This is a genomic window from Schaalia georgiae DSM 6843, from assembly GCF_000429245.1.
Classification (GTDB): domain Bacteria; phylum Actinomycetota; class Actinomycetes; order Actinomycetales; family Actinomycetaceae; genus Pauljensenia; species Pauljensenia georgiae.
This window is the reverse complement of record NZ_AUBM01000011.1, coordinates 121,378-144,457: the sequence shown is the minus strand read 5'-3', so window position 1 is coordinate 144,457 and position 23,080 is coordinate 121,378. Positions and strand designations below refer to the sequence as shown.

Genomic DNA, 23,080 nt, shown 5'->3' with positions numbered 1-23,080 from the left:
CCCCCATGAGCAGCCCCCTCCCCTTCTCCGTCGTCGTCAAACCCACGGGGGCGGCGTGCAACCTGGACTGCCAGTACTGTTTCTTCCTGTCCAAGGAACTGCTCTACAGCGCGCGCTCCCAGATGATGGGCGAGGACACCATGGAGGAGTACGTGCGCGCCCACCTGCGCGCCAGCCCCGACGGGGACGTGACGATGCTGTGGCAGGGCGGGGAGCCGGCCCTGCGGGGCCTGCCGTTCTTCCGCGCCGCCGTGGACGCGTGCGAGCGCCACCGCCGCCCCGCCCAGCGCGTGCGCCACTGCCTGCAGACCAACGGGACACTGATCGACGACGAGTGGGCGCGCTTCCTCGCCGGCAACGGCTTCCTGGTGGGCGTCTCCATCGACGGCCCCGCCCCCATGCACGACGCGTACCGCCTCAACCGCGGCGGGCGCGGCACCCACTCCATGGTGCTGCGCGGCTGGGAGGCCCTTGAGCGCGCGGGAGTGGACGTGAACGTGCTGTGCGCCGTCCACGCGGCCAACCAGGACCACGGGGCCGAGGTCTACCGGTACTTCCGCGACGGACTGGGCGCCCGCTTCCTGCAGTTCATCCCCATCGTCGAGCGGGTCCCCGCCGCGGCCCTCGCCCAGGCGGAAGCCGGGTGGCGCAGCGGGGCCGCTGCCCTGCTGTACCGCCAGGAAGGGGACCGGGTGACCTCGCGCTCCGCCTCCCCCGCCTCCTACGGGGCGTTCCTGTGCGAGGTCTTCGACCAGTGGCTGCCCCGCGACGTGGGCGGGGTCTTCGTCCAGGACTTCGACTCGGCGCTGTCAGCGCTCTTCGGCGCGCCCACCGTGTGCGTGCACGCCCCCCGGTGCGGGGCGAACATGGCGATGGAGTTCAACGGGGACGTGTACGCGTGCGACCACTGGGTGGAGCCGGACTGGCTGATCGGCAACATCGCCGATTCCTCCTTCGGGGAACTGGCGTCCTCGCCACGCATGCGGGAGTTCGTCGAGAAGAAGCCCGACCTGGACCCCGACTGCCGCTCCTGCCCGCACCTGCCCCTGTGCTGGGGCGGGTGCCCCAAGGACCGTTTCGTACCCACCGCCTCGGGTGCCCGGCGCAACTACCTGTGCGAGGGCTACCGCGCTTTCTACTCCCACGCCCGCCCCGCCTTGGCCGCCATGGCGCGCCTTCTGCGCTCCGGCCGCCCCTCCTCCGACATCATGGATCCGCGCACGGCTGCCCTCCTGGGCGTCGCATTGCCCGCCGCGGAAGACGGCTCGTGCGCCCACGCTCGTTGAAGCGCTCCCGGTCGGCCTCCCCACCGGCTCCTAGCGGTCCCCGGTCCCCCCACCGGTATCGCGCCCGTCCTCGAACGAGGCCCCCGCGGCCCACGCGAGGGCGCTCACCGCTGCTCCCCGTCCGCGCTGCGGGCGACCACCGTGTTCGTCGCCTGCGCCACGGGTCGCACGATCATCGAGTCGATGTTCACGTGGCTGGGGCGCTCCAGGGCCCACACGATCGCCTCGGCGATGTCGTCGGCCACCAGTGGCTCGGCGACGCCCGCGTACACGCGGTCCGCGGCCTCGCGGGAGCCGAGCCGGTTGAGGGAGAACTCCTCGGTGCGCACCATGCCCGGGGCGATCTCGATGACGCGGACGGGCTCGCCCACCAGCTCCTGGCGCAGGGTGTTGGCGATGACGCGCTCGGCGTGCTTGGCGGCCACGTAGCCGCCGCCCCCCGGGTAGGTGTCGTGGGCGGCGGTCGAAGTGAGGAACACCAGGTCCCCTCCCCTCTTGCGCATCGCTGGCAGGAAGGCGCGCGTGCAGTGCAGGGCGGTGAGGACGTTGCGGTCGAACATGGCGCTCCACCTGCCCGCGTCCGCCTGCGCCACATGGTCGACGCCGATGGCGCCGCCCGCGTTGTTGACCAGTGCGTCCACCGGCCCGCCCTCCAGGACGTGGGAGACCATGCCCTCCACCTGCGCCTCGTCGGTGAGGTCGGCCGCCCAGTACTCGCAGCCGATCTGGTCTGCGAGGGCCTTGAGGCGCTCGCGGCGGCGGGCGACGGCGACGACCCTCCACCCGTGGTCCACCAGCATGCGGGCGGTGGCCTCCCCGATCCCGGTGGAGGCCCCGGTGACGACGGCGCGGCGCGGAGTGCTCATGGCGCAAGTGTATCCCCAAGTGCGGGGCCGGAAGGCCCGCGACGCCCGGGGCTGAACGCCCGAGTGCGGGCCTCAGCCGTTGGGCAGGCCGTAGGCCTTGTGGATGAGCCAGATCGGGTGGACGACGTTCGCGCCGGTCGCGGTGCGCAGCTGCCAGCGGCACGTCTCCGTGTCGCACGCCGCCAGTTCGGCGTTGACCTGCTTGATGAAGTCGAAGACGGGGGCGCCCACGGCCTGGGCGACGGCGTACTTCTCCTTCTTCATGCCGTAGGTGCCGGCGATGCCGCAGCACGGTTGCTGGGACTCGACGACCTTCACCCCGGGGATGAGGCCCATGACCTCCATGGCGGGCAGCCCCAGTCCCTGGGACTTGAGCTGGCAGGGCGCGTGGTAGGGGATGGTCACGTCGATGCGCTGGAAGTCCGTGTCCAGCTCCCCCCGGTCGTGCAGGTCCAGCAGGAACTCGCAGATGTCCCAGGTCCTGCTGCCCACGTCCTCCAGCTCGGGGGTGTCCATCTCCAGGATGTCGTGCGCCTCGTGGCGCAGCATCCCGGCGCACGAGCCGGAGGCGGAGACGATCGGGGCGCCCCGGTTCACCTTGCGCAGGTCGTCCGTCAGGCGCGACACGTACTTGCGGGCGTCCGAGTAGAGCCCGTTGGACTGCAGCGCCAAGCCGCAGCACCCGTGCTTGGGGACCAGCACCTCGTAGCCCAGGTGCTCCAGGACCAGGACGGAGTGGATGGAGGTCTCCACCTCGAAGTACTGGCCCGCGCACCCGTGGAAGAAGATGACCTGGCCGCGCTCGCCCGACGAGGGCAGGGGCTTGTGCTTCTTGAACCACCCCTCGAAGGTGCGCCCGTAGGCGCGGGGCATCGGGGCGGAGCGGTGGACGCCGATGACCTTCTCCATGACCATGCGGATCGGCTTGACGTCGAGCGCCCAGTTCGCGATGGGCGCCACGGGCGTCATCATCGTGCCGATCAGGGAGGTGCGCCCGATGAGGCGGTCCCGCACGGGGATCCCCATGGCTATCTTCATCTCGGTGCGCCGGTGGTGGATGATCTCCGTGACCTTCACTCCCTGCGGGCACACCAGGGAGCAGGTGCCGCACGAGGAGCAGTAGTCGATGGACTTGTCGACGATCTGCCCCTTCTGGCGGAAGCGCTCGGCCTGCGGGCCGGAGTACTTGGGCCCGCCGAACAGGTCGGTGACCCGCATGACGGGGCAGTTCGTCTCGCAGATCGTGCACTTCACGCACGCGTCGAGGCTGCCGCGCAGGCCTCCGACGGTGGCGTCGCCGAGGCTGATGACGTCCTCCTCCTCGACGCCCTCCGACGACAGCCCCCCGTTGAAGGCGGGGAACATCCCGGCGATCCCTTTCGTCGTTCCAGCACTCATCGCAGTCCCTCCACAATCGTGTCCGCGGCGCGCACCGCGCTGGCGAGGGCGATGCCCTCCCCGCTCTTCTCCCTCCACCGGGTGGCGCCGGCCAGGTTCCCGCCGACCGCGTGGAGGTTGCTGTGAACGGCGCTCCCGTCGGGGCCGACGGGGCGCATCTGGTCGTCAACCGCGATCCCGGCTAGGAACAGGGGCTGGTCCTCGCCCCAGAAGTCGGCGTGCAGGAGCTGCCCCTGCGCGCCCATGACCGGCAGGCCGAAGACGGTCTCGGACACCTGGCCGTGGGAGTCGACGGCGAGGGCGCCGGATTCGAATCCCCCGGCCGCCAGGACGAAGGCGCCCGCCTCGATGGTGGTGGGCCTGCCCGCGGTGGAGATGTCGACGGAGACGATCCTGCCCGCCCGGCGCTTGAAACCGGTGACCGCCGAGCCCATTATGAGGCGCCCCTCGTACTTGACGATCTCGCTGAACGCGGTGTTCAGGCGCATGCCCGGCACCGACGGGGGCTGCACGGGGATCTCGAAGACCTCGTGCCCCAGGCGCCCGGCCAGGTCGGCGGCGGCGTCGGGGTCGGCCAGGCCCAGGACTGCCGGCAGTCCGACGACCTCCCCGGCCGACAGGAGCGGTCCGATGGTGTCGGCGAGGCGCTGGCGGGCGTCCGCCTCGTCCAGGGCGCGCGCGTGGTTGGTGCCCGTGGAGTCCGCCTCCCCGGCCCGCACCTCGAAGTCGACGCTGATGGCGCGCGCGTCCAGGCGCTGGCCGTCGGGGCCCATCTGGCGGGAGAGGTTCTCGGCCACCAGCGCCGGGTAGAAGTCCTTGAAGCGCTTCAGGCCGACGATCGCGTAGGAGGCGCCGGGGGTGGGCACGCCCGCCGCCATGGACGGCTGGTACAGGCTCGTGGGGCGCAGCGCCCCCACGCCCGTCGGTATGGTGACGTTGCGCGAGGCGTCCCCCACCAGCAGGGACGGGCCCGCGGTGTCGCGCAGCCAGTTGACGGCCTCCCCCACGAACCCGGGGGTGAAGTGGGAGTAGGGGTGGCTCTCGCGCGAGGCCACGTGGGGGCCTATCGCTTCCAGGGGGCGCTCGACGCGCTCCGGGGAGTAGCCGAGGACGTCGACTGTCCCTGTGCCCAATTGCAGGCCGCCCACGCCCTTGGCGACCAGGGTCACCGAGGCGCCCGAGCGGGCGAGGCGGATAGCGGCGGCGAGCCCTGCGATGCCCGCCCCTATGACGACTGCGTCCCTCATCGCACGACCTCCTCGACCGGGACGGGCAGGTGCTCGACATCGAGCGTGCCCTCGTGGATCCAGTTGTCCAGCGCCGCCTGGCGGACCTGTTTGCCGTAGAGGATCGGCCACAGGCCGATCCACCGGTTCTTCAGGAAGAGGCGCAGCAGCCCGTTGGCGCGCTCGGCGTCGATGTCGCCGCGCTCGTGGGCGATGCCCGCTGCCCGCTGGGAGCAGAACCCGCCCTGGCACGGCCCCATGCCCAGGCGCATCTGGCGGCGCACGTCGTCGAGCTGGCTCTTGGGCAGGGTGTCCATGACCCTCTCGAGCATGGCGCGCGTGGCCATCTCGCACTCGCAGATGATCTGCTCGTGGGAGGGCCCGTCGTTGCGGGACTCGACGTTGTCGAGGCGGTGGCCGATGGTGTAGAGCCTGCCGTCCTCGGCCGGGGGAACCGCCTCGCCCGCGGTCTTGCAGGGCCGCTGCCCGCCCATCTCGGAGCACATGATGTCGACGACGCGCTCGGCCATGAGCCGGTAGGTGGTGAGTTTGCCGCCCGCGATGGTGAGCATCCCGTAGACGCCGTCGCGGCTGTGGTGGTCGATGACGCTCATGCCGCGCGCCATGTGGCGGGTGTCGGTGGCGGCGACGCGCGAATCCTTGATGAGCGGGCGTGCCCCCGCCCACGCGTGCAGGGCGCGGGAGCGGCGGAAACCGGGGATCATGGCCTCGCCGGAGTCGAGCATCTGCTGGACTTCGTTGGCGGGGATGGCCAGGCGGTCGGGATCCTCGGCCTTGATGTCCGTGGTGCCGATGATGCACACCGTGTGGTCGGGCACCAGGATGTCCCCGTCTTCGGGCCACACGCAGCGGTTGAGGACGGTGCCAGTGAGCCGGTGGTTCATTGCGATCATGATGCCCGCGCCGGGCACCACGTCCACGCCGTGGCAGTCCGCCATGGCGGCGATCTGGCCGGCCCACGGACCGCCGCAGTTGACGACGAAACCGCATTCGACGCGCAGGTCCTCCCCGCCTCTCTCGTCGTGGACGACGACGGCGCTGACGCGGTCGCCCTCGCGGTCGATGGAGACGACCCTGTGGTAGGTGAGGATCTTCGCGCCGTACGCCTCGGCGGAGCGGATTGCGCCCCACACCATCTGCCAGCCGTCGACCGTGCCGTCCTCGACCTCGAAGGCCCGCTTGATGCGCGGGTCCAGGCGGGGCTCGCGCGCCAGCGCCTCCGCGATGGTGATCTCGCGGGCGGGCACCTTGGCCGCCGATGCGCGGGCGAGGAACTGGTCGGCGTAGTCCTCCTCGTCCTGGGCCGTGGTGACGAAGAGGCCGCCCGTGGCCTCGACGGCGTTGGCGTTGATCCGTTTGACGATGGTGTTCTCCTCGGCGCACTCGGTGGCCGACTCGGGGTCGGAGGCGATGTAGCGCCCACCCGAGTGCAGCAGGCCGTGGAAACGGCCGGAAGTGCCCTGGGCGATGTCCGCCCGGTCCACCAGGACCGCCGAGAATCCGCGCATGGCGGCATCGCGAACGACGCCCGCACCGGTGGAGCCGCCGCCAATGACAACAACGTCAGTGTGAATGGTTCTCACCGCTCGTTCCCTTCAGGTGTGAATACGAGGCGCCGGTGCCTCGGTGTTGCCCACAATAATGCACCTCCAGAACCGTTTTGAACGAATCACTCACCCACATTGCACAAATGTGCAGGTATTCCGGGGTCCGGGCACCACCACTCCTTGGGACAGGGAGTGCCCCATCGGCGCATTTACGACGAACGACCATGCCATAATTCGATTTCACGGCCCGCGAACACGCCCGCCCCAACCTCCCCGCACCAGCGCGCCGCAGGTCACGAGCACCTAGAGTGGGATCATGGACCACGACATCCGCGCCCGCTCCGGCGAGGCCGCCAACGCCGACCCCTCCGTGCGCCCCCAGGACGACTTCTACCGGCACGTCAACGGCGGCTGGCTCACCCGACACGAGATCCCAGCCGACAGACCCATCGACGGCGCCTTCCACGCCCTGCGCGACCAGTCCGAGGCGCACTGCCGCGCCATCGCCGAAGCAGCCGCCGCCGGGGCCCTCGACGACCCCGACGCCGGAAGGATCGCGACCCTGTGGAACCAGTTCCTCGACGAAGGCGCCATTGAGGCCGCCGGCGCCTCGCCGATCGCCCCCGACCTGGAGGCCATCGCCCAGGCGCCCACGCGCGCGGACTTGGCCGCGCTGACGGGCCGCCTCATGCGCGAGGGGGTGGGGGGCCTCGTCGGCGCGCACGTCGGCACCAATCCCCACGACTCCTCCCAGTACATGGTCTCCCTGGTCCAATCGGGCATCGGCCTGCCCGACGAGGCGTACTACCGCGAGGACGACTACGAGCCGGTCCGCCGCGCCTACGTCGCCCACACCGCGCGCATGCTCGAACTGGCGGGCGCCCGGGACCCCGAGGGCGCCGCCGGGCGGATCATGGCCTTCGAGACGGCTCTGGCCGCCCACCACCGCGATTCCGTGTCCGACCGCGACCCCCTGCTCTCGGACAACCCCACCCCCTGGGAGGACCTGGTCGCCGCCAACCCCGGTTTCGACTGGCAGGGCTGGGCCGACGGGGCGCACCTGCCCACAGACTCCCTGGTCGTCAACGTCGACCAGCCCGAGTTCCTGCGCGGCGCCTGCGCCCTGTGGGCCGACACCGACCTGGGCACCCTCAAGGAGTGGGCCGCCGCCTCGGTGATCGACGCGCGCGCCCCCGTGCTCTCCTCGGCCTTCGTGGAGGAGAACTTCGACTTCCACGGCCGCACCCTGGCCGGGACCGAGCAACTGCGCCCCCGTTGGAAGCGGGCCCTCGGCCTCATCGAGTCGTGCCTGGGCGAGGCGATGGGCCGCGCCTGGGTCGCCCGTCACTTCCCGCCCGCCTCGAAGGAGCGCATGGACGACCTGGTCGCCCGCCTGCTGGACGCCTACGGGCACTCCATCCGCGCCCTCGACTGGATGGGGGACGCCACCAAGGGCCGCGCCCTGGACAAACTGGCCACCTTCAATCCGAAGATCGGATACCCGCCCAAGTGGAAGGACTACTCGGGCCTGGACATCGACCCCGCCGTCCCCCTGGTCGACAACCTGCGGGCCGCCGCCTCCTACGAGACCGAGCGGGAATGGGCGCGACTGGGCGCCCCCGTGGACCGCGACCGCTGGTACATGACCCCGCAGACGGTCAACGCCTACTACAATCCGACCCTCAACGAGATCGTCTTCCCCGCGGCCATCCTCCAACCCCCCTTCTTCGACCCCGGCGCCGACGACGCCGTCAACTTCGGCGCCATCGGCGCCGTCATCGGGCACGAGATCGGGCACGGCTTCGACGACCAGGGGTCCCGCTTCGACGAGAGGGGGAACCTGGAGAACTGGTGGACGGACCAGGACAGGGAGCGCTTCGAGGAGCGCACCCGCGCCCTCATCGACCAGTACAACGCCCTCACGCCCGCGGATCTACTGCCCGGCGCCCCCGCCTCGGACGACGGAGCCGGGGGGACGGACGAGGCGGAACGGCCCGACGGAGCCGGGACGACCGGCAGAGCGCCCCACGTCAACGGCGCCCTGACCGTCGGGGAGAACATCGGCGACCTCGGAGGCCTCACGATCGCGTGGAAGGCGTGGGCGGCCGTCCTGGCCGAGCAGGGGCTCGCGCCCGCCACCGCGCCCGTCATCGACGGGCTCAGCGGGCCCGAGAGGTTCTTCCAGTCGTGGGCCCGCGTGTGGCGCACTGCGACGCGGCCCCGCTTCGCCCGCCAAATGCTGGCCGTGGACCCGCACTCCCCCGCCGAGTTCCGGTGCAACCAGGTGCTGAAGAATTTCGATGAGTTCGCCACCGCTTACGGTGTCACCGAGGGCGACGGCATGTGGCTGGACCCCGCCGAACGGGTGGCGATCTGGTGATATTGCTCAAATGACGGTCTTCCGCAACGCGGGCATCCAGTCGCACAATCAGACGAACGCGTGCCAGTATTAGATAAGCGCACGCACGAAACGCGTCCTATTCGACCAACGGAAGGCGAACAATGCCAGGCCTTAACCTGACCCGCGACGAGGCGCTCGCACGCGCCGGAGTCATCAGCGAGGTCATCCGCTACGACATCGAACTCGACCTCACCCGGGGTGACACCGACTTCGGCTCGCGCACCCGCGTCGAGTTCACCGCCACCCCCGGCGGCGCGGCCTTCGCGGACCTGGTCTCCACCAATGTGCGTTCCATCAAGCTCAACGACCGCGACCTGGATCCGGGCGTCCACCACCAGGACTCGCGCATCAGCCTGGACGACCTGGCCGAGCACAACGTCCTCGAGGTCGACGCCGACTGCCAGTACATGCACACCGGCGAGGGCCTGCACCGCTTCGTCGACCCCGCTGACGGCAAGGCCTACACGTACTCCCAGTTCGAGGTCCCCGACGCCCGCCGCGTCTACACCACCTTCGAGCAGCCGGACCTGAAGTCCACGTTCGCCCTGACCGTCAAGGCCCCCGAGGGCTGGAAGGTGTTCTCCAACGCCCCCACCCCCTCCCCCGAGAAGGAAGGCGGGGCCTGGACCTACCGCTTCGCGACCACGGAGAAGATGTCCACCTACATCACCGCGGTCGTGGCCGGCCCCTACGAGGGCGTCACCGACACCCTCACCTCCTCCGACGGCCGCACCATCGACCTGGGCGTGTACTGCCGGGCGTCCGTTCTCGAGCACCTGGACGCCGACGCCATCATCGACATCACGCGCAAGGGCTTCGAGTTCTTCGAGGACGCCTACGGCATCGCCTACCCCTTCACCAAGTACGACCAGGTCTTCGTGCCCGAGTACAACGCCGGGGCGATGGAGAACGCCGGTTGCGTGACCTTCCGCGACGCCTACGTGTTCCGCACACGGCCCACCGAGGCCCAGCTGGAGTCCCGCGCCAACACGATCCTCCACGAGCTGGCCCACATGTGGTTCGGCGACCTGGTGACCATGAAGTGGTGGAACGACCTGTGGCTCAACGAGTCCTTCGCCGAGTTCATGAGCCACCTGGCGCTGGCCGAGAACACCCCTTACACAGAGGGGTGGACGGGCTTCATGGTCCGCAAGGACTGGGGCCTCAAGCAGGACCAGCTGCCCACCACTCACCCCATCACCGCCGAGATCCGCGACCTGGCCGATGTCGAGGTCAACTTCGACGGCATCACATACGCCAAGGGCGCCTCCGTGCTGCGCCAGCTCGTGTCCTACGTGGGACGTGACGCGTTCTTCGCGGGCCTGCACGAGTACCTCACCGCGCACTCCTACGCGAACGCCACCCTGGCCGACCTGCTCGGCGAGTTGGAGAAGGCCTCGGGCCGCGACTTGGCCGCCTGGTCGAAGGTATGGCTGGAGGAGGCCGGCGTCACCCTGCTGCGCCCGTCCGTCGAGACGGACGGGGACGGCAGGATCACGCGCCTGTCGATCGAGCAGGAGGCATTCAGCGAGGGCGCCTCACTGCGCCCCCACCGCCTCGCCGTCGCCGGGTACTCCCTGGAGGGCGAGTCCTTGAATCGGGTCTTCCACGAGGAGCTCGACGTGGACGGCGCCTCCACCGGTGTTCCCTCCGCCGAGGGCATGGCCCGCCCCGACTTCATCTTGGTCAACGACGGCGATCTGGCCTACGCGAAGATCCGCCTCGACGAGGACTCTCTGGCCTTCGCGGTCGCCAATATCACGCGCTTCACGGACTCCCTCACCCGCGGTGTCGTCATGGCCGCTGCGTGGGACATGACCCGCGACGGGCAGATGAAGGCGCGCGACTACCTGAACCTGGCGCTCACCGCTGTTCCCGCCGAGACGAACATGCAGTTGCTGACGCTGACGCTGCGCCACATCGACGAAGCCGTGCGCACTTTCGTGGCCCCCGATGCCCGCGCTGAGGCCGCCGAGATGGTGGGCAGGCGCCTGCTGCTGCTGGCCCGCACCGCCCAGTCCGGCTCCGACGCGCAGCGCATGCTGGTGGCGGCCTCCGCCCGCAACGCATCCAGCGCCGAGCAGTTCGAGGCCGTCAAGGCCCTCTACGACGGGTCAGCGACCCTGGACGGCCTCGAGATGGACGTCGACCTGCAGTGGTCGCTGCTGATCGCCCTGGTCAGGGGTGGCGCCGCCGGGGACGCGGAGATCGACGCCCGGGAGCAGGAGGACGACACGATGACGGGCCGCCAGAACGCCGCTGCGGCCCGGGCGGCGCGCGGCGACGAGGCTGTCAAGGAACAGGTGTGGGAGCAGGTCCTGGGGGACAAGTCGATCCCCAACGACACCCGTTGGGCGATGGTCTCCGGGTTCTGGGCCCAGGCGCGGACCACCCCATCGCTGTACGAGCCCTACGTGGAGCGCTACTTCGCCGCACTGGAGCGGGTGTGGGAGGAGAACACCTTCCACACCGCCGAGGATCTGACGACTCTGCTCTTCCCCTCCGATTTGGCCGGTTACGCGCCCGGTGTCGACGTGGTGCGCGCGGGCCACGAGTGGATCGAGGCCCACCCCGAGGCACCGGCCGGAGCCGTGCGCATCATCCGCGAGCGGATCGATGTGTGCGAACGCCAGATGGCGAACCAGGTGGCCGACGCCTGAGGCTGCCCGCCACACGGTTCCCGGGTGGCGGACGCGGCGCGCTCCTCAACGCCGACGGGGACCGCAGCCATGTGCTGCGGTCCCCTTCTCTTTTCCTGCCCTTGTTCGTCGTGCTTCGTTATGCACGGCGGCGGCGCGCGTCCGGCGGGAACGGTCCGGGCCCCACGGCTCACGCCGCAGGGCCCGGACCGGGGAACCTCATTCGTGCTCAGCGCACCCAGACCCCCGAATCGTCGAAGACGCGGAACACGCCGTCGATCCAGTGGCTGCCCGTCGCCATCTCACCGGAGGCGAACAGGTAGTACCACGCGCCGTCCACCTGCTGCCAGCCGGTGGCCATCGCGCCGGTGCTGGCCAGGTAGTACCACTTCCCGGAGTCTTGCACCCAGCCGGTGGCCATCTGACCACCCGGAGCGAAGTAGTACCAGCTTCCACCGATGGCCGTCCAGCCGGTGTCCATCGCGCCCGATGCGCCCAGGTGGTACCAGGCGCCGCCGATCCACTGCCAGCCGGTGGCCATCGCGCCCGATGCCTGCAGGTAGTACCACGCGCCGTCCACCTGCTGCCAGCCGGTGGCCATCGCGCCGGTGGCGGGGTCCATGTAGTAGTAGCTGCCGCCGACCAACGTCCAGCCGCTGGCCTGGGCGCCGGAGGGAGCGTAGTAGAACCACTGGCCGCCGACCTTCGTCCAGCCGGTCACCATGTAGCCCGCCTCGTTGAATCGGTAGGTCACCCCGTCGATCTGCTCGGTGCCGTTGGTGGTGTACGAGCCATCGCTGTGCCGGTACCACCAGCCGACGGAGTCCTGGATCCACTGGCCTTTGCCCTCCCCGGGATTCGGGTCGCGCTCCGCGCCCACGCGGACCTCGGCCGAAGACACCCAGTCGGATGCTTTGAACTCGCCGGAGATCTCGCCCGCGTTGCGGACCGAGGCGACGTACACGCCGTCGGGGACATCCCCGAAGACATCGGATCGCAGGGAGTTGTCGTGCTGGTGGTGGCTCTTGGTGCCGAACAGCGGGTCGGAGCAGTCACGCACGCAGGCGAGCGAGATCTCCCAGCCGCGAGAGGGGGTGGCGCCGGTGTAGACCCAGTCGACCTTCACGTTCGTGCGACCGGAGTCGGCAACGGCTGCCGCGGTCACCGAGTCGACGGGGAAGACCGCCTTGGGATCGTAGTCGACCGCTTTGAAGGTGATCTTCTCGGCGTGGTCCAGGCTGCGGTCGGACAGTGCGAGGCCGTGGGCCGCCATCGTGCCGATGTAGTAGGTGTGCGTGCGGTCCAGGGTGTTCTCCGGGATGGTCAGCTTCACCGTGAAGGAGCCCTTGCCTGCTTCCAGCTGGTCCGGTGTGACCCATGCGGAGGTGATCGCCCCCTCATCGCCCTTCGCGTTCATGTACTCGCCGGGTTTCCAGATCTTCTCGTCCATGAGGACCACGTAGACCCCGTTCTGGATGGAACCGGACGTGAAGTCCTTCCCCTTGACGGTGACGACGGTTTTCACCGTCGGATCGATGTCCTGGTAGGGGGATACCTCGATGCTCGGCTTCGCAGAAGGGCCAGTCGTGGGCTTACCGGTGGGTGCCGGGGTCGGTTCCGCCGTGGGCGCAGGACTGGGGTCGGCCGTGGGCGCCGGGGTCGGCTCCGCCGTGGGCGCAGGACTGGGGTCGGCCGTGGGCGCCGGGGTCGGCTCCTGAGTGGGGCCGGGCTGGGGGGCCGGCGCGTCATCGATCTGGGGCCACGTGATCGTCACGGGCAACGCTGGCTTGCGCGCGTCTCCACTGCTGCCGGTGGAGTACCAGTAGGAGTGCTGGCCGGTCTCGCCCTGGAAGGCGACGAAGTCCGCGGGCCACGACCCCCAGTTCTCGCCCGTGCGAGTCTGCGGGCTGGCACCCTCCGGATTCGTGACCTCGACGCCCTTGTACTCGGGTGTGACGGTGATGCCGGTCTTGGTGACAGCGACGTTCTTCAAAGTCGCCAGGGTGACCTCGCGGGCCTGGAGCGGCTTGAGCGCAGCGTCGGGATCCTGCATCGAGGCGCCGAATCCGGAGACCCGGGCTTTGATGGTGCCCTGGCCGTTGGCGACCTCGAGAACGGGGTTGGTGGCGCTCCAGTAGGTCATGCCGGAGTAGTAGACGACGGTCCAAGAACCGATCCATTTGATGGACGCGGAGTTCGTCGTCGGGTCAACGGTGCCCGAACCCTTCTCGATGTTGACGATCGACTCGGAGACCGCGCCGCGCGTGTTGGTGCGCGCGCCCGTGCGGGTGAGGCACTTGTTCGCCCACGTCTGGGCGACGAGTTGGCCGTCCGCGTTCGGTTTGAGGATCGAGACGTTGCCTTCCTTAGGCCGCCAGAGGACGTCCTGGTCGGGGCCGCCGACCAGGAACTCTCCGTCTCGGCCGGATTGCACGTTGTTCGGCCACTGGCCGCCGCCCGAGTTCCCCGACACCATCGCACTGAAGAAGTTGCAGGTGCCCGGCGCGTAACCGGCGGAGCCGGATTCGTCGTTCATAGCCCATTGGAAGACCGCTGAGGAGACCTGGCTGCCCCCCTCGTCGGTTCCGGCGTGAGCGGCGTTCGCCGTCACGATGGGCGCGGCAAGAACTGCCGCAGTGGTAAAGGCCGCCACTGCAGCGCCACGAAGGCGTTGTGCGCGCATCACTTCCCTCTCTGAACTTAGTAGTTGGAATATAAGCGCAAGTTAGCCTACCCTAACGTGCGAAGTGGCACAAGGCGCCTGCTGGCGGCGTCCGCCTCGGCGCCCTTCGAAGAGGAACGGGTCCGGGCGGCATCAGCCGCCCGGACCCGTTCCCGCGCTATTCGCATGCACTACTTGCCTTTGCGCCTCTTGGCGACCAGCATCGCGCCAACACCGATCCCCAGGACGACGAGCGCGCCGATCCCCAGGACCAGGGTCGTGGATCCCGTGCTCGCCAGGTTCGTTGTCCGAGCGCCAGTGGCATCCCCCTTGTCAGCGGCCCCGGGGGCGCTCTCACCGTTATTCGCCGCATTGGCACCCTGCCCGGCGCCCCCGGTCTTCGCGGAAACGGTCTGCCCGCCGTTCCCGTCACTGCCCGCCGCAGGGCTGGACTGCTGCGACGAAGTGGGGCCAGCCGGGGCGTTGGACTGCTGCGACACGGAAGCAGGAGCGCCAGCGCCTCCTGATTGCGCGGGCCCGGCGGCCTGCTGGCCCGTCGTGGCCAGGCACCCGGCCAGTTTCTTCCGGTACGCCTCGACCGGGTAGTACGACGAGTTCGTATTGGGCGCGGAGACGACGACACCCCCGTCGGACTGCGGGCGCACGCCCGTTTGGGAGCCGATGGACTCAGCGATCCCATCCAGTGCCGCAGTGGCGGCCTTGAGGTTCTCGACTGCTTGTGAGTACGCGGACTGCGGATTCGCCAGGAAGTCGTCCAGAGCCTTCTGGGCGACATCCACAGCGGCCTGGGCCTGGGCGACGGCGGATCCGTCAGTGGTGGGAGCGGGATCCGGCGTCGTGGAGGGAGCCGGGGACGGGGATGCCCCATCCTTCGCGGAAAGGGACGAGGGGGCGACCGGGAGGGCCTGGGCGGGCAGGTCCCCGACGATGGCGGTCCACGCCGCCTGGTTCTGCTTGACGCCGTCTCCGGCCAGACCGGAGACGTAGTCCGTGTTGTCCGCGTTGAAGGCCGCCCCGTCGAAGCCGTAGGCGCTGGCGGTGTCGCCCGTCGTGTGGAAGCGGGAGAGGTCGATCGACCCCTTGTCCGAGATCGCGTAGAACTTCTGCGTCCCCCATACGGTCAGTCCGCCGTCCGCGAGGTCGCCGATGTGCACGCCCACCCCGACGACGTTGTTCTCCGCGAGCATGTTCTTGTCGTGGCCCTGGGAGTTCTTCCACTGCTCGAACAGGTCGGAGGCCGCCTGATCGGGCGTCTTGTAGTCGTTGCCCCTGGCCCCCAGTTGCGCTCCGAAGTTGCGCATCGAGTTGTAGGCGATGTTCTCGCCCGCGTAGTTCGTCGAGGCGCCGTCCAAGCTCTGCGACCCGAGGTACCGGAACTCGGGGTCGTGGTTGAAGTCGTTATCGACCGCCATGTGCTTCGACCAGGCGCGCGAGTCCGTGGTCAGGGTGTCGGAGACGACCAGCGGCGGCAGGCCCGCGTTGGCACGGTAGGCGTTCATCTTCTGGACGATGAGGGCCTCGATGATCTGCGCCTGGGTGGGGCGATCGACCTTCGACCAGTCGACCCACCCGATGCCCCGGGACGGCTCGGACGTGGGCTGGGTGGCCGTCGGCTGCGCGGTCGGAGCGGGAGTGGCCTTCGCGGCCTCCAGCGCCGCCTGGGCGTCGGCGAGCGTCTGGCGCAGCTGCGCCTCGGTGGCCGCGGTCCCGCCGTTGGCGGCATTGCGCGCAGCAGTCTCCGCGGCGACGGCGTCGGCGTAGGCGCTGAGGGCGGGGTTGTACTCGCTATCGATCCGCTCGTGCGCGGCCAGCAGCGCCGGGCACACGGCGTCGGCCGGGGGCGTGCCATTCTCGGCGAGGGCGGGGATGACGACGAAGGAGGCCGCCACTGTAGTCGCTGCGGCGACGATCGACATGTGCGTGCGCGACAGTTGGAAGGTCATCGACAACCGGCCTAACACTCAGAGGACAGGACACTCAAATCTTGCCATCCGGTTTGGGAAACTTCAAACACCCCTACCAGCCTCCTATTGGCGTTCCGCACCATTCCAACGATCGCACCCGACTGCCCCTTCCCACAGTCTCACATGGCGATACCAAAACGTTATAATTTGATCCCGGAGAGCAAAGCTGACCGAGGACGGGGCCCAGCTGGCGCACACGGGCTGCGCACCCCCACCGCACAACGAAAGACTCCAATGCGACCGCATTGGAGTCTTGTGGTGGAGCTAGGGGGATTCGAACCCCCGACCTCTTCCATGCCATGGAAGCGCGCTACCAACTGCGCCATAGCCCCTTATTCAGTTCACCGCCCGTCGGCGACTCGATAACTTTAGCGGACCGCCGAAGATGCGCGCAAATCCAGAATAATGTCGGTCGTCACACGGTGTTCTTCACTTGCGCGTTCGCGCCCCGGCTTGGCCCCCGGGCCGTCTCTCCCAGGGCGCGCGCACAAGGGAAGGACAGGCGGACGGCGGGCCACGTGGGAAGGCGAGGACGCGCCAACGCGATCACGCGACGCCCCCTAAGCGCCCAGCACGTCTTCGCGCACCCCGACGTTGTGCGCGGCCAGGCGCCAACCCAGGGACACAGTCCCCCTGCGCTTGGCGTGCGCGATCGGCACGAGCTCCGACCAGTGGCAATTGTCCACCCCGCGCAGCCCGTCGAAGGCGTCAGGATCCAGCCCCAGCAGTGAAGTGATCCCCCGCGCGATCGCGCTCCCGTGGGAGACGACGAGGAGGGTCTGGCCGTCACGGCACCGGTCCTCCGCCTCCAGCACCGCGTCGCGCATCCGCCGCCCCACGGCCCCCGACGGCTCGACCCCGGCCTCGGGGCACTCCCCGCACGCGCGCCACTGCTCGACCTGGGCGGGGTAGAGCTCGGCCAGCTCGGCGAAGGTGTGCCCCTCCATCCTCCCGAAGTCCCGTTCGGTGAGGCGCTCGTCGACGAAGGGGCCGTCCAAGGGCTTGCCCGCGGTCTCGAAGACATCGGCGAGAATCCGCGCCGTCATGCGCGCGCGCAGCAGGGGCGAGCAGATGAGGCGCGCACCGCCGCCAGTGCGCGCACCGGAGTCGGCGTTCACGCCCACCTGCTCGCCCGGCCCGTTCAAGCGGGTGGCCAGGACGCCCGCCGCCGCGCGCGCCTGGGCACTCCCCCGCTCGTTGAGGGGCTGGTCGGCGCGGCCCTGGAAACGGCGCTCGACATTGAAGTCCGTCTGCCCGTGGCGCACGAACACGATCCTGCGTCCGCCCACGTCACGCACCGCCTTCCACCGCCGTGTGGGCGAGTGATCGGGCGGCGGCCTCGCGCCGCGCGGCGTCGGCGCCGTCGTCCAGACGGGTGGCGGGGCAGTCCCCCCACATCCTCTCCAAGGCGTAGTACTCGCGGTCCTGCTGGCCCATGACGTGCACGACGAGGTCGGAGTAGTCGATGAGGACCCAGGTGCCCCCTCCGCGCCCCTCGATGTGGGCGGGGCGCAGGCAGGCGGCGCGGGCGACGCGGTCCATGACCTCCTCCGCGACCGCACTCACCTGGCGCGGCGTCGGCGCCGACACCACGACGAAGGCGTCGGCCAGGTCCATGCGGGAGCGGACGTCGACGAGCACGGGGTCCGTGCCCCCGCGCTCGTGGGCGGCGGCCGCGACCAGGGCGGCCAGATCAGTGGTCTGGGCGGGAAGGGGCATGGTACTCCACGAGGGATCCGGGCGGCCTGTACAGGCCGTGTTTGCTGATGTACTGGACGACCCCGTCGGGCACCAGGTACCACACGGGCTTGCCCTGGGCGACTCGGGCACGGCAGTCCGTCGACGATATCGCCATCGCGGGCACCTCCACCAGTGACACCGCGCTCCCGGGGAGCCCCTGGTCGGCCAGGACGTGCCCCGGCCTGGTCACGCCCACGAAGTGCGCCTGCTCGAAGAGCGTGTCCGAGTCCTTCCACTGCGCGATGTGCGCCAGAGCGTCCGCCCCCGTGATGAAGGAGAAGTCCGCGTCCGGGTACTCTGCGCGCAGGTCGGCCAGGGTGTCGATCGTGTAGGTCGTGCCCCCGCGGTCGATGTCCACGCGGGACACCACGAAACGCGGGTTCGAGGCGGTGGCGATCACTGTCATGAGGTAGCGGTGCTCCGCGGGGGTCACGCGCTTGCCCTCCTTGAAGGGCTGCACCGAGGCGGGGACGAAGACGACCTGGTCCAGACCGAAGGCGTCCATCACCTCGGAGGCGGCGACCAAGTGCCCATGGTGGATCGGGTCGAAGGTGCCGCCCATGATGCCTACGGCCCGCCTGCGGCTGGCCGGGGTCCGTGGGGCGGCCGCTTCGGCCCTCGCCCCGCCGGAGGCCGTCGCGGTCCCGCTCACGGGCGGATCGTCCCGTCGCCCTCGATGACCCACGTCGTGGTCGTCAGCTCCGCCAGCCCCATGGGGCCCCGTGCGTGCAGTTTCTGAGTGGAGATCCCCACCTCGGCCCCCAGCCCCAGCTGGCCGCCGTCCGTGAAGCGCGTCGACGCGTTCACGGCGATGGCGGCCGAATCCACGCCCGCCCGGAAAGCGTTCGCCGAGGCGAGTGACGGCGTGCAGATCGCCTCGGTGTGCCCGCTGGAGTAGGCGCGGATGTGGTCGATGGCCGCCTCGATGGAGTCCACGACCCGCACGGCCAGTTCCATCGCGAGGTACTCGGTCGCCCAATCCTCCTCGGTGGCCTCCCGCAGCATCACCGGGTCCACGCCCGCCTCGGCTGCGCACTCCAGCACCGCGGGGTCGCCGTGCACGAGCACCCCCGCGCCCGTGAGCTCGCGCAGTGCCGCCGGGAGGAAGGAAGGTGCGGCGTCGCGGTGCACCAGCAGGGTCTCGGCGGCGTTGCACACGCCCACGCGCTGGGTCTTCGAGTTCATGACGATGCGCAGCGCGGCCTCCACGTCGGCGCCCGCGTCCACGTACACGTGGCAGTTGCCGGTCCCCGTCTCGATGACGGGCACCGTCGAGTGGGAGACGACCGCGTTGATCAGGCCCGCCCCTCCCCTGGGGATGAGCACGTCGATGCCGCCGCGCGCCACCATCATGGCGTTCGCGCCCGCCCTGCCCCACGGGTCGACCGTTTGGACGAGGTCGGCGGGCAGCCCCGCAGACTCCAGGGCGCCCCGCATGACGCCGACGAGCGCGGCGTTGGACGCCTCGGCGGCGCTCCCCCCGCGCAGGACGACGGCGTTTCCCGCCTTGAGGGCCAGGGCAGCGGCGTCCACGGTCACATTGGGGCGCGCCTCGTAGATCATGCCGATGACGCCCATGGGGACGCGGACCTGGGTGATCCTCAGGCCCAGTTCGTTCGTCGTGCCGCGCACGACCTCGCCAACGGGGTCGGGGAGCGCCGCGACCTCGCGCACGGAGGCCGCAATGGCCCGCAAGCGCCCGGAGGTGAGTTCGAGGCGGTCGAGCAGCCCCTCCGCCATGCCGTTGGCGCGTCCGCGCTCCATATCGCGGGCGTTGCCAGCCAGAATGTCCCCGGCCCGTTCCACGAGCGCCGAGGCGATCGCCTCCAGCGCGGCGTTCTTGCGCGCCGGCGATGCGCCCGCCAGGACACGCGACGCGCTGCGCGCCGCCGACGTCACTGCCCAGATGTCCACGTTCTCGTCCATCCGCCAATCATGGCACACTTCGCGCCCGCCGCGTCACAACAGCGGTGCCAGGTCGTCGCGGTGCACGACGGGGCGCACGTGCTCCCACCCGGTCCCCTCCAGCTCCGGGGCGCTGCGCCCCGCGATCGCGGCCAGCGAGTCCGCGTCGTAGGACACGATCCCGCGGGCCACCAGACCAGTCGGCGAGGCGATGTCGACGACGTCGCCCGCATCGAAGTGGCCGGTCACGGAGACGACCCCGGCGGCCAGCAGGGACTTCTTGCCGGCAGTGATGGCGCGGGCGGCGCCGGCGTCGACGACGAGCTCGCCGCGCGAGGGGGCGGCGTGGGCGATCCACAGGCGCCGCGAGGCGGGGCGCTCGTGGGTGGGGGCGAACCAGGTGCCCGTGCCCTTTCCCGACAGCGCCTCTTCGACGTTGTCGGCGTTGGCCAGCAGGACGCCGATGCCCGAGGCGGAGGCCATGGTGGCGGCCTGGACCTTCGACGCCATCCCCCCGGTGCCGACCTTGGACCCTGCCCCGGTCACCAGGACGCTCATGAGGTCGTCCGTGGAGTCCACGCGCTCGATGAAGCGCGCGCCCGGGCGCGAGGGAGGGGCCGTGTACAGGCCGTCGACGTCGGTGAGCAGGACGAGCGCGTCCGCCTGGACCATCTGCGCGATGATCGCGGCCACGCGGTCGTTGTCGCCGAAACGCAGTTCCCGGGTGGTCACCGCGTCGTTCTCGTTCACGATGGGGACGACGCCCAGGGACAGCAGGCGTCCCAGCGCTGCACTGGCGTTGGTGTAGTGGTCCCTGGCCATGACGTCCTCGGTGGTGAGCAGGATCTGGGCGGCGTCGACGTGGTGGGTGTGGAACGCCGCCGTCCACCTCGCCACGAGGAGGCCCTGCCCCATGGCCGCGGCCGCCTGGACGGAAGCGAGGTCCGAGGGCTTGGAGGCGAAGCCCAGGGGGTCCAGCCCGGCCGCGACGGCTCCCGAGGAGACGACCACGGCCTGCCTGCCGCCCCTGCGCCAGCGGGCCACGACCCGGGCGACAGCGTCGATGCGGTTGAGGTCGAGGCCCCCATCGGGGCGTGTGAGCGACGACGAGCCGATCTTGACGACGACCCGGTGCGCCTCAGAGAGCGCCTTCACCTGTCCGCTCCCCCGTCGTCGGCGTCCGTCCAGTGGCCGGCGGCGCGCTCGGTCCACAGCTCCTCGCGGGCGGCCGCCTTGGCGTCCATGGCCTGGTGGTAGGCCTGGCGCCTCTCCTTGTTGGTGCGGCGGGCCGACTGGTCGATGCGCGAGTCGGTGCCGCGCGAGCCCAGCAGCTCCGGGCCGGTCGTCAGCGTCGGCTCCCAGTCGAAGACCACGCCGCCGTCCAGCTCCCCGATGACGACGGCGTCCCCGGCCACGGCCCCGGCTTTGACGAGTTCGTCCTCGACGCCCGCCGCAGCGAGGCGGTCCGCCAGGTAGCCCACCGCCTCGTCGTTGGCGAAGTCGGTCTGGCGCACCCAGCGCTCCGGCTTGTCCCCGCGGACCTGGAAGACCTCCTCGCCGTCCTTGCGGGTGCGGCGCACGCTGACGGCGGTGCGCTGGCCGACAGCCCGGGGCCGGATCACGGGCCGCGCGGCCTGAAGGGCGGGGCGCCGGGCGCGCTCGCGCTCCACGATCCCCGCCAGCGCGAAGGACAGCGCCCGCAGCCCCTCGTGGGAGACGGCGGAGACCTCGAACACGGGCCACCCGGTCGCCTCGAGTTCCGGGCGCACGATCTCGGCCAGGTCCCGCCCGTCGGGCACGTCCACTTTGTTGAGCACGATGACGCGGGGGCGCTCCATGAGCGGGACGTGGCCCTCGAGGCCGCCCAGGTCGCCCTGGAAGGCACCCAACTCCGCCTCAATGGTCCGCAGGTCGTCCACGGGTGTGCGCTCGGCCTCGTAGACGGCGGTGTCGAGCACGTGGACGATGACCGCGCAGCGCTCGATGTGGCGCAGGAAGTCCAGGCCCAGGCCCTTGCCCGCGGAGGCGCCGGGGATCAGGCCCGGCACGTCGGCCATCGTGTAGCGCACGTCCCCGGCTGCCACGACGCCCAGGTTGGGGACCAGGGTCGTGAAGGGGTAGTCCGCGATCTTGGGGCGCGCGGAGCTCATCGCCGCGATCAGCGACGACTTGCCCGATGACGGGAAGCCCACGAGCGCCGCATCGGCCACCGACTTGAGTTCGAGGACGACGTCGCGTTCCTCGCCGGGCTCGCCCAGCAGCGCGAACCCCGGCGCCTTGCGGGCCTTCGAGGCCAGGGCCGCGTTCCCGAGGCCGCCCTTGCCGCCCTGGGCGACGACGAAGCGCGCGCCCGCCCCCGTCAGGTCGGCCAGCAGCTCCCCCGACGTGGATTTGACGACCGTCCCGTCGGGGACGGGCAGGACGGTGTCGGCGCCGTTCTTGCCCTGGCGGAAGTCGCCCATCCCCTGCGTGCCGTTCTGGGCCCGCTGGTGGGGCGAGCGGTGATAGGTGAGCAGCGTCGTCTCCTGGTCGGAGACCTCGAGGACCACGGAGCCGCCGTCCCCGCCGTCCCCGCCATCGGGCCCCGCCAGCGGCTTGAACTTCTCCCGTTTGATGGAGGCGACGCCGTTGCCCCCGTTGCCGCCCGCCGCGTGCAGTGTCACGCGGTCGACGAAGTCTGCCATGGTCCCTCCTGCGGAGTCGTGGATGTGGGAAAAGGGCGCCCGGCACTGCCGGACGCCCTCGTCGCGCGGTCGGTCTCAGGCGGAGGCGGACTCGACCACGGAAACGACTCGGCGGTCGCGCTTGCGCCCGAACGCCACCTCTCCTGCGCGCAGGGCGAACAGGGTGTCGTCCTTGCCGCGCCCCACGCCGTCACCGGGGTGGAAGTGGGTGCCGCGCTGGCGGACCAGGATCTCGCCGGCGTTGACGCGCTGGCCGCCGAAGCGCTTGACGCCCAGTCGCTGAGCGTTCGAGTCGCGGCCGTTGCGCGAGGAGCCGAGGCCCTTCTTGTGTGCCATCAGGAACTACTTTCTGCTCGATTGAACCGGGGGTCAGGCGATCTCGGTGATCTTGACGACCGACATCTTCTGGCGGTGGCCCTGACGCTTGCGGTAGCCCGTCTTGTTCTTGTACTTGATGATCGAAATCTTCGGGCCCTTCGCCGAGTCGACGACCTCGGCCTTGACGGTGACCCCGCCCAGCTTGGCCGCGTCGACGGTGATGGCGTCGCCATCCACCAGCATCAGAGGCTTGAGCGACACGCTCGAACCGATCCCCTCTGCCAGTTTGTCGACGACGACGACGTCACCGACGGACACCTTTTCCTGCCGGCCGCCAGCCTTGACGATCGCGTAGACCACGTTGGAGCTCATCTCTTCTCGTTCTCGGAACAGGAACGCCCG

General features: G+C 70.2%; 17 protein-coding genes and 1 tRNA gene. 3 read left to right on the top strand and 15 right to left on the bottom strand.

The genetic code is table 11. The annotated features are described in order from the left end of the window. Positions 1-5: 5 nt before the first annotated feature. Positions 6-1,286 (top strand): anaerobic sulfatase maturase, encoded by a 1,281-nt coding sequence (locus G447_RS0106965; protein ID WP_026430537.1) that lies wholly within the window; start codon positions 6-8, stop codon positions 1,284-1,286. Positions 1,287-1,390: 104 nt separating this feature from the next. Here the strand turns inward: G447_RS0106965 and G447_RS0106960 are convergent, their stop codons facing one another. From G447_RS0106960 to glpA, 4 genes are all read right to left on the bottom strand, one after another. Further along, positions 1,391-2,152 (bottom strand): SDR family NAD(P)-dependent oxidoreductase, encoded by a 762-nt coding sequence (locus G447_RS0106960; RefSeq protein WP_026430536.1) that lies wholly within the window; start codon positions 2,150-2,152, stop codon positions 1,391-1,393. Between the two features lie 72 nt (positions 2,153-2,224). Then, positions 2,225-3,517, bottom strand: a complete 1,293-nt coding sequence (locus tag G447_RS0106955) for an anaerobic glycerol-3-phosphate dehydrogenase subunit C (RefSeq protein ID WP_051226271.1) — start codon at positions 3,515-3,517, stop codon at positions 2,225-2,227. A 29-nt stretch (positions 3,518-3,546) separates the two neighbouring features. Next, on the bottom strand, positions 3,547-4,797 hold the full coding sequence (gene glpB, locus G447_RS0106950; RefSeq protein WP_026430534.1) for a glycerol-3-phosphate dehydrogenase subunit GlpB: 1,251 nt from the start codon (positions 4,795-4,797) through the stop codon (positions 3,547-3,549). Further along, positions 4,794-6,380: an anaerobic glycerol-3-phosphate dehydrogenase subunit GlpA gene (gene glpA / locus G447_RS0106945; RefSeq protein WP_026430533.1), complete on the bottom strand. Its 1,587-nt coding sequence runs from the start codon at positions 6,378-6,380 to the stop codon at positions 4,794-4,796. The genes glpB and glpA overlap by 4 nt, the downstream gene beginning before the upstream one ends. 280 nt (positions 6,381-6,660) lie before the next feature. On the opposite strand from glpA, the gene G447_RS0106940 reads away from it, so the two are divergent. Both G447_RS0106940 and pepN read left to right on the top strand, forming a co-directional pair. Further along, positions 6,661-8,724: a M13 family metallopeptidase gene (locus G447_RS0106940; protein ID WP_026430532.1), complete on the top strand. Its 2,064-nt coding sequence runs from the start codon at positions 6,661-6,663 to the stop codon at positions 8,722-8,724. A 122-nt stretch (positions 8,725-8,846) separates the two neighbouring features. Then, the gene (gene pepN, locus G447_RS0106935) at positions 8,847-11,405 is read left to right on the top strand and encodes an aminopeptidase N (protein ID WP_026430531.1); all 2,559 of its coding nucleotides are present in this window, start codon (positions 8,847-8,849) and stop codon (positions 11,403-11,405) included. A 208-nt stretch (positions 11,406-11,613) separates the two neighbouring features. Here the strand turns inward: pepN and G447_RS0106930 are convergent, their stop codons facing one another. The 11 genes from G447_RS0106930 to rplU form a co-directional block, all read right to left on the bottom strand. Further along, the gene (locus tag G447_RS0106930; RefSeq protein WP_424141093.1) at positions 11,614-14,037 is read right to left on the bottom strand and encodes an N-acetylmuramoyl-L-alanine amidase family protein; all 2,424 of its coding nucleotides are present in this window, start codon (positions 14,035-14,037) and stop codon (positions 11,614-11,616) included. Positions 14,038-14,237: 200 nt separating this feature from the next. Then, positions 14,238-16,010 (bottom strand): CAP domain-containing protein, encoded by a 1,773-nt coding sequence (locus tag G447_RS0106925; protein ID WP_026430529.1) that lies wholly within the window; start codon positions 16,008-16,010, stop codon positions 14,238-14,240. 277 nt (positions 16,011-16,287) lie between these two features. Then, positions 16,288-16,363: transfer RNA gene (locus G447_RS0106920), tRNA-Ala, on the bottom strand. Between the two features lie 228 nt (positions 16,364-16,591). Next, complete coding sequence (locus G447_RS0106915; RefSeq protein WP_026430528.1) at positions 16,592-17,320, bottom strand: histidine phosphatase family protein; 729 nt, start codon at positions 17,318-17,320, stop codon at positions 16,592-16,594. A gap of 1 nt (position 17,321) precedes the next feature. Next, positions 17,322-17,750, bottom strand: coding sequence for a ribosome silencing factor (gene rsfS, locus G447_RS0106910; protein ID WP_026430527.1), 429 nt, complete (start codon positions 17,748-17,750; stop codon positions 17,322-17,324). Then, positions 17,725-18,423 carry a nicotinate-nucleotide adenylyltransferase gene (gene nadD, locus G447_RS11240; RefSeq protein ID WP_081697877.1) on the bottom strand — a complete coding sequence of 233 codons (699 nt, stop codon included), beginning with the start codon at positions 18,421-18,423 and terminating at the stop codon, positions 17,725-17,727. Before nadD ends, rsfS begins: the two co-directional genes overlap by 26 nt. Next, positions 18,420-19,697, bottom strand: a complete 1,278-nt coding sequence (locus tag G447_RS0106900; protein WP_026430526.1) for a glutamate-5-semialdehyde dehydrogenase — start codon at positions 19,695-19,697, stop codon at positions 18,420-18,422. Before G447_RS0106900 ends, nadD begins: the two co-directional genes overlap by 4 nt. Before the next feature lie 33 nt (positions 19,698-19,730). Then, positions 19,731-20,831 (bottom strand): glutamate 5-kinase, encoded by a 1,101-nt coding sequence (gene proB, locus G447_RS0106895; protein WP_026430525.1) that lies wholly within the window; start codon positions 20,829-20,831, stop codon positions 19,731-19,733. Then, positions 20,828-22,360 carry a GTPase ObgE gene (gene obgE, locus G447_RS0106890; RefSeq protein WP_026430524.1) on the bottom strand — a complete coding sequence of 511 codons (1,533 nt, stop codon included), beginning with the start codon at positions 22,358-22,360 and terminating at the stop codon, positions 20,828-20,830. Before obgE ends, proB begins: the two co-directional genes overlap by 4 nt. A 75-nt stretch (positions 22,361-22,435) precedes the next feature. Further along, positions 22,436-22,696, bottom strand: a complete 261-nt coding sequence (rpmA, locus tag G447_RS0106885) for a 50S ribosomal protein L27 (RefSeq protein WP_005871435.1) — start codon at positions 22,694-22,696, stop codon at positions 22,436-22,438. Between the two features lie 33 nt (positions 22,697-22,729). Further along, positions 22,730-23,050 carry a 50S ribosomal protein L21 gene (gene rplU / locus G447_RS0106880; RefSeq protein ID WP_009400213.1) on the bottom strand — a complete coding sequence of 107 codons (321 nt, stop codon included), beginning with the start codon at positions 23,048-23,050 and terminating at the stop codon, positions 22,730-22,732. Between the last annotated feature and the right edge of the window lie 30 nt (positions 23,051-23,080).

Coding starts and splice junctions, on each gene's coding strand:
- G447_RS0106965 (WP_026430537.1), top strand. CDS start 6: ATGAGCAGCCCCCTCCCCTTCTCCGTCGTCGTCAAACCCACGGGGGCG.
- G447_RS0106960 (WP_026430536.1), bottom strand. CDS start 2,152: ATGAGCACTCCGCGCCGCGCCGTCGTCACCGGGGCCTCCACCGGGATC.
- G447_RS0106955 (WP_051226271.1), bottom strand. CDS start 3,517: ATGTTCCCCGCCTTCAACGGGGGGCTGTCGTCGGAGGGCGTCGAGGAG.
- glpB (WP_026430534.1), bottom strand. CDS start 4,797: ATGAGGGACGCAGTCGTCATAGGGGCGGGCATCGCAGGGCTCGCCGCC.
- G447_RS0106940 (WP_026430532.1), top strand. CDS start 6,661: ATGGACCACGACATCCGCGCCCGCTCCGGCGAGGCCGCCAACGCCGAC.
- pepN (WP_026430531.1), top strand. CDS start 8,847: ATGCCAGGCCTTAACCTGACCCGCGACGAGGCGCTCGCACGCGCCGGA.
- G447_RS0106925 (WP_026430529.1), bottom strand. CDS start 16,010: ATGACCTTCCAACTGTCGCGCACGCACATGTCGATCGTCGCCGCAGCG.
- rsfS (WP_026430527.1), bottom strand. CDS start 17,750: ATGCCCCTTCCCGCCCAGACCACTGATCTGGCCGCCCTGGTCGCGGCC.
- G447_RS0106900 (WP_026430526.1), bottom strand. CDS start 19,697: ATGGACGAGAACGTGGACATCTGGGCAGTGACGTCGGCGGCGCGCAGC.
- obgE (WP_026430524.1), bottom strand. CDS start 22,360: ATGGCAGACTTCGTCGACCGCGTGACACTGCACGCGGCGGGCGGCAAC.
- rpmA (WP_005871435.1), bottom strand. CDS start 22,696: ATGGCACACAAGAAGGGCCTCGGCTCCTCGCGCAACGGCCGCGACTCG.
- rplU (WP_009400213.1), bottom strand. CDS start 23,050: ATGAGCTCCAACGTGGTCTACGCGATCGTCAAGGCTGGCGGCCGGCAG.